Consider the following 14,612-nt stretch of genomic DNA (forward strand, 5'->3'; position numbering starts at 1 on the left):
TTTACTGATTATTAAAACTCAACATTCTCCAAATACAAACCACTCGCCTCAGCAAGACAATTAATTTGATTACGTTGTTTCGCCTCTAAAATTTGAGGAATCGCCTCGGCATCTAATTGTCCTAATCCAACTTCAATTAATGCTCCAACAATTTTTCGGACCATGTTATGAAGGAATCCGTTACCACTTACTCTAATTTGTACAAATCCTGCTTCTTCCATCACTTCAAGTGTATATACTTCTCGCACCATAGACTTTTTCTTTGATTTTGCATTTGAAAAAGCAGTAAAGTCATGTGAACCAACTAAATGTTTTGCAGCCTCTTTCATGCTTTTCACATTTAATTTTTTATTCACATGCATGCTGTATTTACGCATAAATGGGTTTGTGTGCTCTTCATTCCAAATTTTATAAAGGTATGTTTTTGCTTTAGAATTGTAACGGGCATGGAATCGATCATGTACTTCTTCTACATTCGTAATGCTAATATCATTAGGTAAATATTGATTTAAATATTTTTTCACTTTATGTGCCACTAACTTCTCATCACTTTGAAAGTTAGCAACTTGATTCAAAGCATGTACACCAGCGTCTGTTCTACTACAACCGATAATTTCAGTTTCTTTTCCGACCATTTCAGAAATGACACTCTCGATTTTTCCTTGAATCGTATTATCGTTATTGCCGAGACGTTGCCATCCTTTAAAACGTGCACCGTCGTACTGAATCGTTAATTTATAATTATGCATAATATTCTCCTTCATAGAAAATATTCCCTCATACCATGAGGGAATATTAATAAACTTTACTTTCTAACAAGCTTCACTACATTTTCTACATGAGCTGTATGCGGGAACATATCAACTGGTTGTACATATTCCACTTCATAGCTCTCCATTAACGCTTGTACATCACGTGCTAATGAAGAAGGGTTACAAGATACGTACACAACTTGTTTCGGCTTCACTTTTAAAATTGTTTCCAGTAATTTATCATCGCAACCTGTACGTGGTGGATCAACAACAATTACATCTGGACGCCATCCTTCTTTTACCCATTTCGGTAACCATTGTTCAGCTTTACCTGCTTCATATTTCGTATTTGTAAATCCGTGACGCTTCGCATTTTTTCTTGCATCTGCAATTGCTTCTGGAATTACATCCATACCGCGTACTTCCGCTGCATCATTTGCAAGCCAAAGTCCAATTGTACCAACACCACAATACGCATCTACAATTTTCTCATTGCCAGTTAAGGCAGCGGCTTTTTTCGCTTCATTATATAAAACAACCGTTTGTTCTGGATTCAACTGGAAGAATGCACGTGCTGATAATTCAAATGATAAATCACCAAGTGTTTCTTGAATTACTTCTTTTCCAGCTAATTTAAATGTTTTATCACCAAAAATAACAGATGTTTTACGCCAGTTTACATTTTGCATAATTGATTTAACAGCTGGCATCTGTTTTTGTACTTCTGCAATAAATTGTTCTTTATTTGGCAACTCTTCTTTTGTTGTAATAAGTGTAACTTGTACTTCCCCTGTTTGAACTGCAGTACGTGTCACAATTGTACGTACTAAACCTTTTTGTTTTTTCTCATTGTAAATAGAAACATTTAATTTTTCTAAAATACGTCTTACAACTTTTGTCGCTTCATTCGTTGCTTTATGTTGAATCATACAATGAGCAATATCAATTAACTGATGTGAATTTTGTTTATACAGTCCTGTAATAACCTTTTCGTCTTTACGCCCCACTTGTAGTTGACTCTTATTACGATAATGCCATGGATTTTCCATGCCAAGCGTCGGACGAATTTTCTCTTCCAAACCGTTGTTCATATACTTCTGGAATGCTTGTACAACGATATCACGCTTTTGATTTAATTGTTCTTTATAGTCTAAATGTTGCAATTGGCAACCGCCGCACTCTTCATATACGGGACATGGCGCTTTCACGCGATGTGGTGAAGCTTTACGAACCTTTTTCACTTTCGCTTCAGCGAAGCCACGCTGAATTTTCGTCGTTTCAGCAACAACTTCTTCTCCTGGTAATGCCCCTGGAATGAAGACAACTTGTCTCTTAAAATAACCAACGCCTTCTCCGTTAATCCCAAGACGTTTAATTGTCACAGGAAACGTTTGACCAACTTCCAACTTACTCTCATGTTGCTTTTGTATCATTATTACACCTCTACTCTATACTTTTCCATAAATATAACGCTGCATAACTGCAGTATGGTTCACACTCTTGTTTCACGTTTTCTAAAAATGCATCATCAGGTTTATCATCTAATTGAAATACACCTTGTACTGCACGCTGAATCCCAATGTCTGCTTTCGGAAACATATTTTTCCGTCCAAGCCCAAACATTAAAAAGTTTTGCACTGTCCATGCACCAATCCCCCTAATTGGTAACAATTGTGCTGCAACCCCTTCTTCTGTTTCGTTTTCTATTCTAGCTAAATCTAACTTACCACCTATAATACACTTTGCTAATCCTACCATATATTCAGCCTTTCGCTGACTAAACTTCTGCTCTCTCAATTCCTCTATTGAAATATTTGCTACTATTTCTGGAGGGGGGAAAAAGAATACACCGTTCTTCTCTGTTCCATATCGTTTCACAAACTGTTCTGTTAACACAGTAGCAAATTTCAAATTTATTTGTTGATGAATGATACAGCGAAGAAGACAAGCAAAATAATCAAATTCTAAAATAATTGGAGTATAAGCATATGTTTCAAATAGTGGACGTAATGATGTGTTTAAAAAATGATTTTGTATATCTTGAAACGGTTCATTCCAATGAAAAATGGCCCTCATTCGTTTCATGACTTTCTCTGAATCTCCTGTCTGACTAGAAATCCAAAACTGTGGATTTTGAACAGTACCAATCCCTTGCAGGCGAACAACAATCTGTTCCTCGTCTATACAAAGCGGGACATAAATAACTTTCTCATCTAATTGAATGACGTTAAGAGGATCAAAAGATAAACGTTTTAACACTTCTTCAAAATGATACGGATACTCTAACGTAACATGTTCGCTCCACATACGTTTCCCCATCCTTTTTACACATCATTATAGCATGAGAAAACCGCAAGCATACATGCTTACGGTTGATTGCTTTTTACTAAGTCATCTAGACTTTTAAAATGATACCCTTTCTCGCGCAAATCATCAATGATTTTTGCAAGTGCTTCTGCATTATCTTTTGATATGGCATGAAGTAATAAAATAGATCCTGGATGAATCATCGTCATAACATTATTATGCGCATATTGCCATCCTCTTTGCTGATCTACTTTCCAATCCAAAAATGCAAGTGACCAAAATACATTATAGTAGCCCATTTCTTTCGTAAGAGCTAACGTTCTTTCACTAAATACGCCGCGCGGGGGACGTACATATTTCACTTCTTTTTGCCCAGTTACTTTTTTAATTTCTTCCGTTACACTCGTTAATTCTTCACGAAGTTTCTCATCGTTTACCGCTGTGAAATCAGGATGACTCCAAGAATGGTTTCCAATAATGTGTCCTTCATTCTTCATTCTTAACAATAAATCTTTTTGTGTTTTAATGTAATGCCCCGTTACAAAGAAAGTTGCTGGTACTTTTTTCTCTTTTAATACGTCTAAGATTTTCCCTGTGTATCCATTCTCATAACCATTATCAAATGTTAAATAAATATCTTTTTTCTTCGTATCCCCTAAATAAAAACCACCATTTTTTTGTAGTAAATCTGTATATAACTTTCCTGCATCTGGTACTGTTTCATTTTTAGGGCGCGGGATTCCCCAGTTATGTGGAGTATTTGTATAAGCTAATGCCGAAACTGGAACAAGTGCCATCATAATTGAAAAAATGAGACCGATATATAACCATTTATGTTTCATAAATAGTCTCCTTTCCATATATAATCGTACTTGTAGTTTCTGTTGCTACGCATTCTTTCATGCTGAACATGTTTTTCTATATATACCAAAAAAATGCATCTCGAATGATTCGAGATGCATTTTTTATTTACTTAAATACTGGCTCTTTAAAGCTAGCTAATTTTTCAAGTGATGTTTTATCAACATCTGCATGTAAGCTATTACCGTGAGAATCCATTGTTACAACTGCTTTAAATCCATCGATACGTAAATGCCACATTGCCTCTGGAATACCGAATTGTAAGAAATCAACATCTTTCACTTCTTTAATACATTCAGCATAATATTGCGCTGCACCACCGATTGCATTTAAATATACACCGCCGTGTTCTTCTAAAGCTGCTAATGTTTTCGCACCCATACCGCCTTTTCCAATGACAGCTCTAATACCGAATTTCTTCATAATATCACCTTGGTACGGTTCTTCACGAATACTTGTCGTTGGACCTGCCGCTTTAATTTGCCAATTGTCATTTTCATCTTTCACAACAACTGGACCACAGTGGTAAATAATTTGTCCATTTAAATCTACTGGACAATCGTTATCCATTAAATGCTTATGAATTGCGTCACGACCTGTATACATCATGCCATTAATTGTTACAACATCACCAACGCGAAGTTCACGAATTTGCTCTTCTGTAATTGGTGCTTGTAATACAATTTCACGTTGCTCTGTTTTTTCTTGTACTTCTTGCTCCAGTGTATCTTCACCTTCTTGATATAACCAATCCATAATTTCACCTGTTTCAGGATGGATTGTTACGCCAAGGCGACGATATGCCCAGCAATTATACGCCACAGATACGTAGAAACTAGCTGGCAGACGGTTATACACGCCAATTTTACAGCCAAGTAAAGTTGTTTCTCCGCCAAATCCCATCGTACCAATGCCAAGCTTATTCGCATTTTCTAATACGTACTCTTCAAGTTGTTGTAATTCTGGGATTGGATTAACATCATCTAATGTACGGAATAATTGATTTTTTGCTAATTCGTAACCTGATGTGCGGTCTCCCCCGATACCAACACCAATTACACCTGCACTACATCCTTGACCTTGCGCTTGATATACTGCATGAAGAAGGCATTTACGAATCCCTTCTAAATCACGGCCAGCTCGTCCAAGTCCTTCTAGTTCGCATGGTAAGCTATACTGAATATTTTTATTCTCACAGCCACCACCCTTTAGGATTAAACGTGCATCAATATAATCTTTTTCCCATTGTTCAAACTTAATTACCGGTGTACCTGGTCCTAAATTATTTCCACTATTGTCTCCAAAAAGAGAATCAACAGAATTTGGACGAAGTTTACCATCTTTTGTCGCCCGCTCAAGCGCATTATAGATAGCTTCCTTCAACTTTAATTGATTCACACCAACTGGTGTATAAATTTTAAACGTTGGCATCCCTGTATCTTGGCAAATTGGCGAGATGTTATCATCAGCCATTTTAATATTATTTGTAATTGTGCCAAGTGCCATCGCAGAACGAGTCCCTGCATTTTCTCGTTCTTTCGCTTGTTGAATCGCACGACGAACATCTTTCGGTAAGTTCGTTGACGTTTCAACAATTAGTTGATACATGCTTTCTTGAAGCTTTTCCATTGTTACTTCCCCCTCAATTGTGAACGCTACCAAAACGTTATGAGCTGAAAATTTCATTGTTATGCTCTTCAGCTTTTTATTTCTTTCACGCTATTAAAGCATAAATGAAATTTTTCACAACTTGATTATACCTCTTTTTCTATCGTCCTTCTATTATCCGTACAGAAAAAGGCTACCAAATTGGAATTGGCAGCCTTTTTAATATATTATTCGTCTTTTTTAAATTGCTCACATTTTAATTCTAATTCATCTAACATTGCAAGAAGACGATCTACATCCTCTAATTCTACTTCTTCAGGTTCAATTGTATCAATTACTTCAATGAACATATTTAAACGTTCCTTTAAATATACTAATTGTGTATCTTTATCTTGAATTGCTTTTCCCATGAAGGCACTCTCCTTTTAATTCGAGTTGCTTTTATTATACCGCAAAAATGATTACAATGGGTATGTAATTTCATCAATTTTGTCACGGTTATTCACTATAATGTAAGCCCTCTCTCTTTTTCCTCTAAAAAGTTTCACTTTATAAAAAGTACATATTCTTCTATTATAGAGAATGGACAAATTGTTATTTCAATAGTCAAAGGAGTATTTCATATGACGATATCACAAAAAATGAAGCCGATTACTCCTTCTTACGATCCATGGGAAGCGTATATGGACCTTGAAGAGTACGGCAAACTACTATTAACAAATGTTGAGTTTACAACGACGACGTTATGCAATATGCGCTGTGAGCATTGCGCTGTTGGTTACACGTTACAGCCGAAAGACCCGAATCCGCTTCCGATGGATCTTTTATTAAAACGATTAGATGAGATTCCTCATTTACGTTCTTTAAGTATTACTGGCGGAGAACCTATGCTTTCAAAAAAATCCGTCGACAACTATGTAACACCACTCTTAAAATATGCCCATGAACGAGGCGTTCGCACTCAAATCAACTCAAACTTAACTATAGATTTAGCACGTTACGAGCAAATTATTCCTTATTTAGACGTATTGCATATATCTCATAACTGGGGAACAATTGATGACTTCGTTGAAGGTGGATTTGCAATGATGGAGCGTAAACCTACGTATGAACAACGTGCAAAGTTATTTGAACGAATGATTACAAATAGTAAAGCTCTATCAGATGCAGGTGTACTTGTATCTGCTGAAACGATGCTGAATAAACGAACTCTACCACACATTGAACATATTCATCGTCAAATCGTTGACGAAATGGGATGTAAACGTCATGAGGTTCACCCAATGTATCCAAGTGACTTCGCGAGTAATCTAGAGATTTTAACAAAAGCTGAAATTCGTGATGCAATTGAGCATTTACTAGAAATTCGCGATGAAAATGTATGGATGTTATTTGGAACTTTACCTTTCTATGCTTGTAGCAATGACGAGCGAGACATTGCCACATTTAAAAAATTACAAGAGAGCAAAAATGTCACAGTTCGTAATGATCCAGATGGCCGTTCTCGTTTAAATGTAAATATTTTCGATGGAAATATTATTGTAACGGACTTTGGTGATGTTCCACTTCTAGGAAACATACAAACAAATACGTTACAAGAAGCGTATGAAAAATGGAGCGCTTCAAAAACAGCAAAATCATTAAGCTGTCACTGTCCTGCAGTAAAGTGTCTTGGACCGAATGTTCTTGTAAAAAACAGCTACTATCCGACAGAAGATTTCTTATCAAAAACAGCAAATATTACATTATAAAAAAACGTCAGCTTATAAGCTGACGTTTTTTATGTTATTGCGAGTGAGAAGAAGAAATGAATTTAAAGAATAAATGATCATGAATTGGAATAGCCGCTCCAATTCCTTGAGAAGTAATATTTTTTACAACAAGCCTTTTTTGATTTCCCTTTAGTACAAGGTATACTTCTCCAAATGTTACTTTCCCTTTTTCATTTACAGCTGGTGTATAAGCATATAAATATCCAAGTTGACTCGGACTAATATTATACACACGCTCATGTCCGGTACCATAACCAATGGTCGTTTTAAATGAAAGCGGCAATTGTACCTTTTCAAGTGCTTTGAGAAGCATCATTTTCTTCACATCTGCAGCATCTTTCATATCTGCTGTTAAATCGCCTTCAACCGTCTTTTGCGTTTCTTGCTTATAGCGTAGCGGATATAGGCGATCTCCTCCTCGATTATCATACACATTGCGATTTACTTGTTTATATTCCCAATTAATCGATGTATCAACCGATTCATAATGCAAAGCCCATTGACCTAAATAAATCTTCGCTCGGTATCCTACCGCAAGCGGCGCATTCGAAATTGTCGTTTCATTAAACATTCGAATTAAGTCTGGGTTTTCAATTTTAATATTCGCTGTTTTCAATAGTTCTTGAGCAAACTTACTCGGCTGCAAACGCGGTAAATCTTGTGCATCGTTTGGAAACGTATTGTCTTTAGAAATATTTAAAACAGATGAAGGCATTTTTGTTTCTACCGTTGTCTTTGCAAAACTCATGTTAGGAAATAATAGAATAAACGAGACCATAGTTGAAAGACATATGCTGTATACTCGTTTCACCTGTCTGGCTCCTTCCTACGTAAAGGTATATACTACTTTGTTTATTGTTTTCTCTGGGCACAATTGTTATGCCTATTTTTTCATAATAAATAAAAACCAATTCCCATAATGACATACGCTGCTAATAAAGTACCGCCTTCAAACCAATTTGTATCTCCATCATTTGAAATCGCAATCGTTAAGAAAACAGCTGTAATCATAGAAACAAGTTCTGGTATCGTAAATACTAAAGGCATCCTTTGCGTGAAGAACATAGAAAGCAGTACTAATACAGGAGCAACAAACATGGCAATTTGTAATGTAGAACCTATTGCAATCTCAACTGCAATATTTACTTTATTTTTATACGCCATAATAATTGCAGATGCATGTTCCGCTGCATTCCCAACAATTGCGACGATAATAACCCCTATAAATAGTTCTGACCAACCAAATGATTTTGCAACTGTCTCAAATGTATGCACGAGCGCCTCTGATACATACGCTACCGCAATTGTTGCTATCGCTAAAATGAGTAGTGCTTTCCCTTTCGACCACTCTGGTTCTTCCTCATGAGCGACTTCATCACTTTTATGCTGATATACACCACGGTGCGTAACTAACTTAAATAGCAATGCAGCAAGGTACATAATAATCATAATAATCGAAACACCAATACTTAACTGATACGTCTTTCCAGCGTCCATCTTCATTGAAAAAATCTCTGGAATAACAAATGCTACTACTACAGCAAAGATTAATAAAGCTGAATTATGCCTTGCATCATACACATTAAAACTTTGTCTTTTATATTTAAGCCCTCCCACAAAGAAGGATAGCCCTCCTACTAATAATAAATTTCCAAGTACAGAACCCGTTAAAGAAGCTAACACTACCTCAATTAATCCTGCCTGAAGTGCAAAAATTGAAATGATTAGTTCAACAGCGTTACCGAAAGTAGCATTTAATAATCCACCTATTCTAGGACCAGATACAATTGCCAAACTTTCTGTCGCTCTCCCCATAAAACCCGCTAATGCGATAATCGTAATACAATACACAGCGAACATAATTGTTTGAGGCCAATGAAGTGTTTTCCCAAGTACAGACAGTGGTACACCTATAAGCGCTACTATAAGAAATATTTTATTAAACATGCTTTTCATCCTTCCATCGTATGTATTTCTCCTCGATATTATTATTATTATTCTTCTCCTAACTTGTCCGATTTCATCACAATTGCGTTTAAAAAATCGGATTGAAGAAAACAGTATGAAAGATATTTAAATTATCTTGTTGAAACAGACAGAATTATAAATTATGAAAAGGGGTTAAAATTATGCACTTAAAAGAAAAAATCGCAACTATTATTCAAGGTCAACGTACCGGTGTATTATCTACAGTACGAAATGAGAAACCTCATAGCGCCTTTATGATGTTTTTCCATGAAGATTTTGTACTGTATGTTGCAACAGATCGACAATCAAAAAAGATAACAGATATTGAAAACAATCCAAATGTACATGTACTACTTGGTCGTGAAGGAAAAAAATTAGATGAAGATTATATCGAAGTGGAAGGCTTAGCCTCCATCGAGGAAGACTCCACATTAAAAAACAAGTTTTGGAATAATAGCTTAAAGCGTTGGTTACTCGGTCCTGAAGACCCTAATTATGTACTAATTAAAATCAACCCCGATACAATTTATTACATCGATGGTGCCGGTACGACGGAGCCCGAGTTTTTACGACTATAAAGTGAAACAAGCCCCCCTTTAGGTGGGCTTGTTTTGTCGAAAAGTTCTTCTGAAAAAAACAATAAAATAGGTGGAACTTTCTAAAGATTCTGTTATATAATAGCAGTAACTTAAATAAACTGTATTAAAACAGATTGAGAGGAGAAATAAAATTGATGAAAAGAGAAGAACGTAAAAACATGATTGAGTTTATTGAAAAGAAAAAAGGGATTGAGCGTGACGAATTATTGTTTATGACAGATGATGAAGTAGAACATATTTATAATGTAACGTACTTTTTATATGAAGAAATTGCAGAGTAGTATAATAATCCCCACCTTATGAAAAATATAAGGTGGGGATTATTTCGTTATCTATCCAGCTCTTTGCGAGGCGGTAAAACCCCATTCACTTTATACGTGAGAATGATTTTCATGTATAATAATGTAAGATTGGAGGAATTTTACTATGAGTTCATGGCTCTTATTCGCACTATTATCAGCAATTGCTGCTGCCCTTGTATCTATTTTCGGTAAGATTGGTTTAGATGGAATCGATGCCAATGTTGCTACGACAGTTCGTTCTATTATCATGGCATTATTTATGGTAGGCGTTATTATTATACAAGGTAAATTTCAAAATATTGGCGACGTACTTCTAAATAAAAAAGCACTGCTTTTTATCACATTAAGTGGAGTTGCAGGTGCTTCGTCATGGCTATTTTATTTTCTTGCCCTTAAAACAGGAAAAGTTTCACAAGTAGCTCCTGTCGATAAATTAAGCGTCGTATTTTCTATCATTCTCGCTATGATTATACTCGGCGAAAAATTAAACTTTATGACTGGTATTGGTGTTGTCTTTATTACAGCTGGTGTACTATTTATTGCTTTCAGCTAAAAAACCGCTACTCGCGGTTTTTCTTTTTCTTTATGTAAAACCATACGACACATGTAACAACTACTGAAATGGATAAAATCCATATTCCATAATGATGCAAACTATACTCAACGAAACGCCACTTCTCTCCTAACTTCCAGCCAAGTCCAATAAAAACACTTATCCAAATAAACGCACCACCGTAAGCGTACAAACAAAAACGCCAAAGTGTTAAATTCGACATCCCAGCAAAATATGCTGTTAAATGACGTACTCCTGGGATAAAATAACCAACTATTAAAAGAAATGGGCCATATTTTTCAAATAAAATATGTGTTTTTTCAATGTGATGTTCCTTAATTCTAATTTTCGGTCCATACTTTTTTAAAACAGGGAGTCCAAGTTTTAAACCTAATATGTAGCTTAATGTAATGCCTAACATCGCACCAGCCATCCCACTTAAAAAAGCAGCAGTTCCTGACATAACTCCTTTTGAAACGTTATAACCAACGAAAGTCAATAAAAACTCGTCTGGTATCGGTAATCCAACAATCCCACCGGCCAAAGCTATAATAATTCCAAAATACCCATAATGTGCGATTAACTCGCCAATATGTTGTTCCATTCGGAAGACACATCCTATACACGATCGTTATTCCATATTGTGCCCTTTCTATCTTTCAGACAAACATGGTATACATATTCACTATACATTGTTTTTATAATGAACTCTACTTCTATCCATTCCTTTAGCAGGAGGAAATTGAACTATTAATCAGTGACCTCGCTCATTCTTAGTACACATCAATCATGCGCTAGACTCCCGCCTTCTTCCCTTATATCTATCTCTTCTTGAAGGGCTAATCTTACTATCCACCAATACCGGGATTAAAAAATAAAAATTCATATGCTTGTTTTTTTGTTACAATAAAGGAAAGTTACTTTTCGCAACGGTTTAACTCTCAGGAAAAATGATATACCTAGCAAAAACATAGTTTGGTCGATATAATGCAACTTCTACCTATTAAAAGAACATGCACCCTTTACATACAACATCATTTTTCTAAATTATACAGGGGGAACGAACATGACCATTGAAAATCAATTTATCCAAAAGGTTTACTATAAAACATTTTTAACAGAAGAAACTTCTACTCCAGTATCAGAAGTACTCGGTGAAGCATATATAAATGAATCTACAAATGAATTCTCCAACATTTCTAATATTCGCTTTGCTCAAGGTGAATTGTATTACCAAAATAAAGACTTTGAAGCAGCGATATTTAAATGGGAGAAAGTAAATAATGAGCTTGCACTTTGGGCAACCAAAAATATTGCAGATGCTTATTTTGAACTAGGATTCTTACCAAAAGCAGAAGAAATGTATCAATCTATCCAAACGGAAGATACAACTCTTACAATGGAGGTTTCCTTACAACTTCTTTCTCTTTATATCGAACAAGATCGTTTAGGTCTAGCATTTAAGACGATTAGTGAAGCTGTTGCATTTCAACCTGACTATCCAAATATTACTTCAATTGCTCGCTCGTTCTATGAAAAACAAGAAGATTGGAATAACGCCATCGAACTTGCCGTTCAAGAAGGAATTCGAACAAAATCATTACACTGGTTCGATACTTTAATTAATTATGTGAATCAAGGATTTACGAAACAAATCAAACCAGAATATTTCTATGAATCTTTAAAAGCTTTATATGCAATTGATCAAGTCCAATTTAAGGAACTTGTTATCGCTCTTTGGAACAGCTATCAAAATGAAAAATCGCATCTAGCTTGGATTCAAACAATAAATCATTTATTCTTACATATTGAAACAGACAACAATGACGATTGGCATGAAATTGTTGAACGCTATCAAGATACGTACTTTGAATTAATTACTGGTGAACATTTCATGCATGAAATGCAAGGACTTGTACCTGACTTATTAACAAATTGGTTTAGTTTAACGAGAGCAAAAGACGCTCTATTCGTCTCTGCTGCAGTGTTAGCGTGGAATGAAGTTTCACCTACAACTTTAGAGTCATTACTCGTAAAAAGTGCGGGAGCCCTACTCTCTAATTCAACAGCTGAAACAAATGTAAATATGGAAACTGTTTCTCATTTATTCGAAACAATTGCTGTATGGGCTGAAAAAAATGATGTAGATTTAAGTCATCAATTTACGTTACTCGTTCATGAACTATGTGATTTAAATGTTACAAAATTACTAATTGCGGGAACTAGTGACCATGATAAATTATCATTCGTCAATTCAATATTAGGAGAGAACATCTTAACTGAAACTATAACAACTCCTATTCTATTTAAGGATGATAGCCAAACTGAAATAACAGAATTCACTGAGCTAGATGTGCACAATATACCGAACTTTGATGAATTCCATCAAATAATGGCTACACCTGAACAATCAGAACTTGAGAACAAATGTATAGAAATTAAATTACCAAGTAGATTTTTGAGAAAGAATAAATTTGCATTTCTTGTTACACCATCTGTTCAAGGACAAGTGGATAAAAACAGCTCATATTTTGAATACTTACAAGCCGCAGATAGCCTTATTTACGTATTAAATTCTGCTTCATCGTTACATGGTGAAGAACTCGATACATTACTTTATTTAAGTGAACAAGTACCAAACTTACAAATTCATTTCGTATTACACACAAATAGTGCGGATACGAATGAAAAACTAATGAGTAAGATGAAAGTCCATTTCCCAAATGCGCAGTTCTTCCCATACTCTCCTTCACAAGAGGGAAGCCAACAACTTGGGGACGTGACAGAGTCTATTCTTTCTAATCTAGCAGAACGCGATATAGAACAAGAACGTATCGAAAAACTAATATGGTTTACTCAAAAGACCATCGCATACCTTGTAAATGAACGTGTGGAATTAGAAAATACATTAGTCAAATCAGTACGTTGGAATAAACATATCTCAGTAAAACTAAACGGATTTATTAACAATCTTACCGCTCTTGAAAAAGATAAAATTCGTTCTATTACAGAATCTTATCTTTTAACGAAAGAAGAAATCACACGAGATATCCATTCTCAAATTCCTGAATTATTACAGAGCTGCTCTGACCTTGTTCAAGAAGATAGTGATTTCAAATTAGTTCATGAAGAATTAAATACTGCCATGAACGAACGAATTCAAAAACATGTACAGCAAGTGCTTCTCCCTAAATTTACTGGATTTATTCAAGAGTGGATTGAAACAGCGCATAATGAATTTATTCAAGCTCAATCTTATTTAGATGAAATGAGTGAAACATTTAATAAATTATATAAAGAAGAACGTATGAAACTTCCTTGCGATTTCAAATTACTAGATGATTGGCATCGAGATGTTGTACGTATGACAAATAGAATTACAGTATCGAACATCAATATTTTATTACGCTTTACACCGACACAATTTTTCTTAAAGAGTGCAGGAAAACTGTTTGGTAACATGCAAAAAAATCAATCTATGCTTGCAAACAAATATAAACAATACATTGAAACGGAAGATTATACGGAAATTGCTCAAACAATCTCAAAACAATTCTTCCTTCAATTTGAAGTATTTGAAGGCGCATTAGAACGAGATATCATGATGTTCTTTAAAGATCCACTTAGCATATTGAAGCAAAATGTAGAAACCGCTCAACTTGAAATACAGGAAGACGAGCAAACATTAGCAACGTTAAGAAGCAACCCAGAAACTTATCACGATCCGTTAGCATTCTTTAAACTACAACTATTGCAGCACAAATTCGTTTTAAGTACGAACAAAAACAATGAAGACGTCTATGAATTTAATGAGTCTCCTACGATTTAACATAAAAACCAAGCAAACTGAAATTTGCTTGGTTTTTTACTTTAATTCATTATTTTCATAT

At 35.2% G+C, this 14,612-nt stretch carries 14 protein-coding genes; 5 read left to right on the forward strand and 9 right to left on the reverse strand.

Annotation, left to right across the window (positions count from 1 at the left end; translation table 11 throughout):
• Positions 1-11: 11 nt before the first annotated feature.
• From truA to MR079_RS09935, 6 genes are all read right to left on the reverse strand, one after another.
• A complete protein-coding gene (truA, locus tag MR079_RS09910; protein ID WP_139869503.1) occupies positions 12-749 on the reverse strand; it encodes a tRNA pseudouridine(38-40) synthase TruA in 738 nt (245 codons plus the stop codon).
• 56 nt (positions 750-805) lie between these two features.
• A complete protein-coding gene (rlmD, locus tag MR079_RS09915; protein ID WP_139869502.1) occupies positions 806-2,185 on the reverse strand; it encodes a 23S rRNA (uracil(1939)-C(5))-methyltransferase RlmD in 1,380 nt (459 codons plus the stop codon).
• A 10-nt stretch (positions 2,186-2,195) separates the two neighbouring features.
• Positions 2,196-3,059 carry a DNA-3-methyladenine glycosylase family protein gene (locus tag MR079_RS09920; protein ID WP_242293946.1) on the reverse strand — a complete coding sequence of 288 codons (864 nt, stop codon included), beginning with the start codon at positions 3,057-3,059 and terminating at the stop codon, positions 2,196-2,198.
• A gap of 59 nt (positions 3,060-3,118) precedes the next feature.
• A complete protein-coding gene (gene pdaA / locus MR079_RS09925; protein ID WP_000681212.1) occupies positions 3,119-3,901 on the reverse strand; it encodes a delta-lactam-biosynthetic de-N-acetylase in 783 nt (260 codons plus the stop codon).
• Positions 3,902-4,028: 127 nt separating this feature from the next.
• Positions 4,029-5,549 (reverse strand): class I fumarate hydratase, encoded by a 1,521-nt coding sequence (gene fumA / locus MR079_RS09930; protein ID WP_000413517.1) that lies wholly within the window; start codon positions 5,547-5,549, stop codon positions 4,029-4,031.
• A 206-nt stretch (positions 5,550-5,755) separates the two neighbouring features.
• On the reverse strand, positions 5,756-5,938 hold the full coding sequence (locus MR079_RS09935) for an SE1561 family protein (protein ID WP_000513558.1): 183 nt from the start codon (positions 5,936-5,938) through the stop codon (positions 5,756-5,758).
• A 213-nt stretch (positions 5,939-6,151) separates the two neighbouring features.
• Here MR079_RS09935 and yfkAB point away from each other — a divergent pair, with 213 nt between their 5' ends.
• Positions 6,152-7,279, forward strand: a complete 1,128-nt coding sequence (gene yfkAB / locus MR079_RS09940; RefSeq protein ID WP_139869500.1) for a radical SAM/CxCxxxxC motif protein YfkAB — start codon at positions 6,152-6,154, stop codon at positions 7,277-7,279.
• A 34-nt stretch (positions 7,280-7,313) separates the two neighbouring features.
• Here the strand turns inward: yfkAB and MR079_RS09945 are convergent, their stop codons facing one another.
• Together MR079_RS09945 and cax are read right to left on the reverse strand one after the other, a co-directional pair.
• Positions 7,314-8,111, reverse strand: coding sequence for a YfkD famly protein (locus MR079_RS09945; RefSeq protein ID WP_061685941.1), 798 nt, complete (start codon positions 8,109-8,111; stop codon positions 7,314-7,316).
• 80 nt (positions 8,112-8,191) lie between these two features.
• Positions 8,192-9,247 (reverse strand): calcium/proton exchanger, encoded by a 1,056-nt coding sequence (cax, locus tag MR079_RS09950; protein WP_000482144.1) that lies wholly within the window; start codon positions 9,245-9,247, stop codon positions 8,192-8,194.
• 182 nt (positions 9,248-9,429) lie between these two features.
• Between cax and MR079_RS09955 the strand changes: the two genes are divergently transcribed.
• The 3 genes from MR079_RS09955 to MR079_RS09965 all read left to right on the forward strand — a co-directional run bounded on the left by MR079_RS09955 (position 9,430) and on the right by MR079_RS09965 (position 10,722).
• A complete protein-coding gene (locus tag MR079_RS09955) occupies positions 9,430-9,846 on the forward strand; it encodes a pyridoxamine 5'-phosphate oxidase family protein (protein ID WP_000550219.1) in 417 nt (138 codons plus the stop codon).
• Between the two features lie 155 nt (positions 9,847-10,001).
• Positions 10,002-10,148 carry a BH0509 family protein gene (locus MR079_RS09960; RefSeq protein ID WP_000817786.1) on the forward strand — a complete coding sequence of 49 codons (147 nt, stop codon included), beginning with the start codon at positions 10,002-10,004 and terminating at the stop codon, positions 10,146-10,148.
• Between the two features lie 145 nt (positions 10,149-10,293).
• On the forward strand, positions 10,294-10,722 hold the full coding sequence (locus MR079_RS09965; protein ID WP_000100306.1) for an EamA family transporter: 429 nt from the start codon (positions 10,294-10,296) through the stop codon (positions 10,720-10,722).
• A 7-nt stretch (positions 10,723-10,729) separates the two neighbouring features.
• Here the strand turns inward: MR079_RS09965 and MR079_RS09970 are convergent, their stop codons facing one another.
• The gene (locus tag MR079_RS09970) at positions 10,730-11,326 is read right to left on the reverse strand and encodes a DedA family protein (RefSeq protein ID WP_016716373.1); all 597 of its coding nucleotides are present in this window, start codon (positions 11,324-11,326) and stop codon (positions 10,730-10,732) included.
• 462 nt (positions 11,327-11,788) lie between these two features.
• Here MR079_RS09970 and MR079_RS09975 point away from each other — a divergent pair, with 462 nt between their 5' ends.
• Positions 11,789-14,551 (forward strand): tetratricopeptide repeat protein, encoded by a 2,763-nt coding sequence (locus MR079_RS09975; protein ID WP_074615178.1) that lies wholly within the window; start codon positions 11,789-11,791, stop codon positions 14,549-14,551.
• Positions 14,552-14,612: the final 61 nt, after the last annotated feature.

The organism is Bacillus cereus group sp. BfR-BA-01381 (assembly GCF_022663555.1).
Lineage (GTDB): Bacteria > Bacillota > Bacilli > Bacillales > Bacillaceae_G > Bacillus_A > Bacillus_A pacificus.

Excerpts from the sequence above, each read along its gene's own strand:
- MR079_RS09965 (WP_000100306.1), top strand. The coding sequence starts at position 10,294 with ATGAGTTCATGGCTCTTATTCGCACTATTATCAGCAATTGCTGCTGCC.
- MR079_RS09920 (WP_242293946.1), bottom strand. The coding sequence starts at position 3,059 with ATGTGGAGCGAACATGTTACGTTAGAGTATCCGTATCATTTTGAAGAA.
- cax (WP_000482144.1), bottom strand. The coding sequence starts at position 9,247 with ATGTTTAATAAAATATTTCTTATAGTAGCGCTTATAGGTGTACCACTG.
- rlmD (WP_139869502.1), bottom strand. The coding sequence starts at position 2,185 with ATGATACAAAAGCAACATGAGAGTAAGTTGGAAGTTGGTCAAACGTTT.
- MR079_RS09975 (WP_074615178.1), top strand. The coding sequence starts at position 11,789 with ATGACCATTGAAAATCAATTTATCCAAAAGGTTTACTATAAAACATTT.
- MR079_RS09955 (WP_000550219.1), top strand. The coding sequence starts at position 9,430 with ATGCACTTAAAAGAAAAAATCGCAACTATTATTCAAGGTCAACGTACC.
- MR079_RS09960 (WP_000817786.1), top strand. The coding sequence starts at position 10,002 with ATGAAAAGAGAAGAACGTAAAAACATGATTGAGTTTATTGAAAAGAAA.
- MR079_RS09970 (WP_016716373.1), bottom strand. The coding sequence starts at position 11,326 with ATGGAACAACATATTGGCGAGTTAATCGCACATTATGGGTATTTTGGA.
- pdaA (WP_000681212.1), bottom strand. The coding sequence starts at position 3,901 with ATGAAACATAAATGGTTATATATCGGTCTCATTTTTTCAATTATGATG.
- MR079_RS09935 (WP_000513558.1), bottom strand. The coding sequence starts at position 5,938 with ATGGGAAAAGCAATTCAAGATAAAGATACACAATTAGTATATTTAAAG.
- yfkAB (WP_139869500.1), top strand. The coding sequence starts at position 6,152 with ATGACGATATCACAAAAAATGAAGCCGATTACTCCTTCTTACGATCCA.
- truA (WP_139869503.1), bottom strand. The coding sequence starts at position 749 with ATGCATAATTATAAATTAACGATTCAGTACGACGGTGCACGTTTTAAA.
- fumA (WP_000413517.1), bottom strand. The coding sequence starts at position 5,549 with ATGGAAAAGCTTCAAGAAAGCATGTATCAACTAATTGTTGAAACGTCA.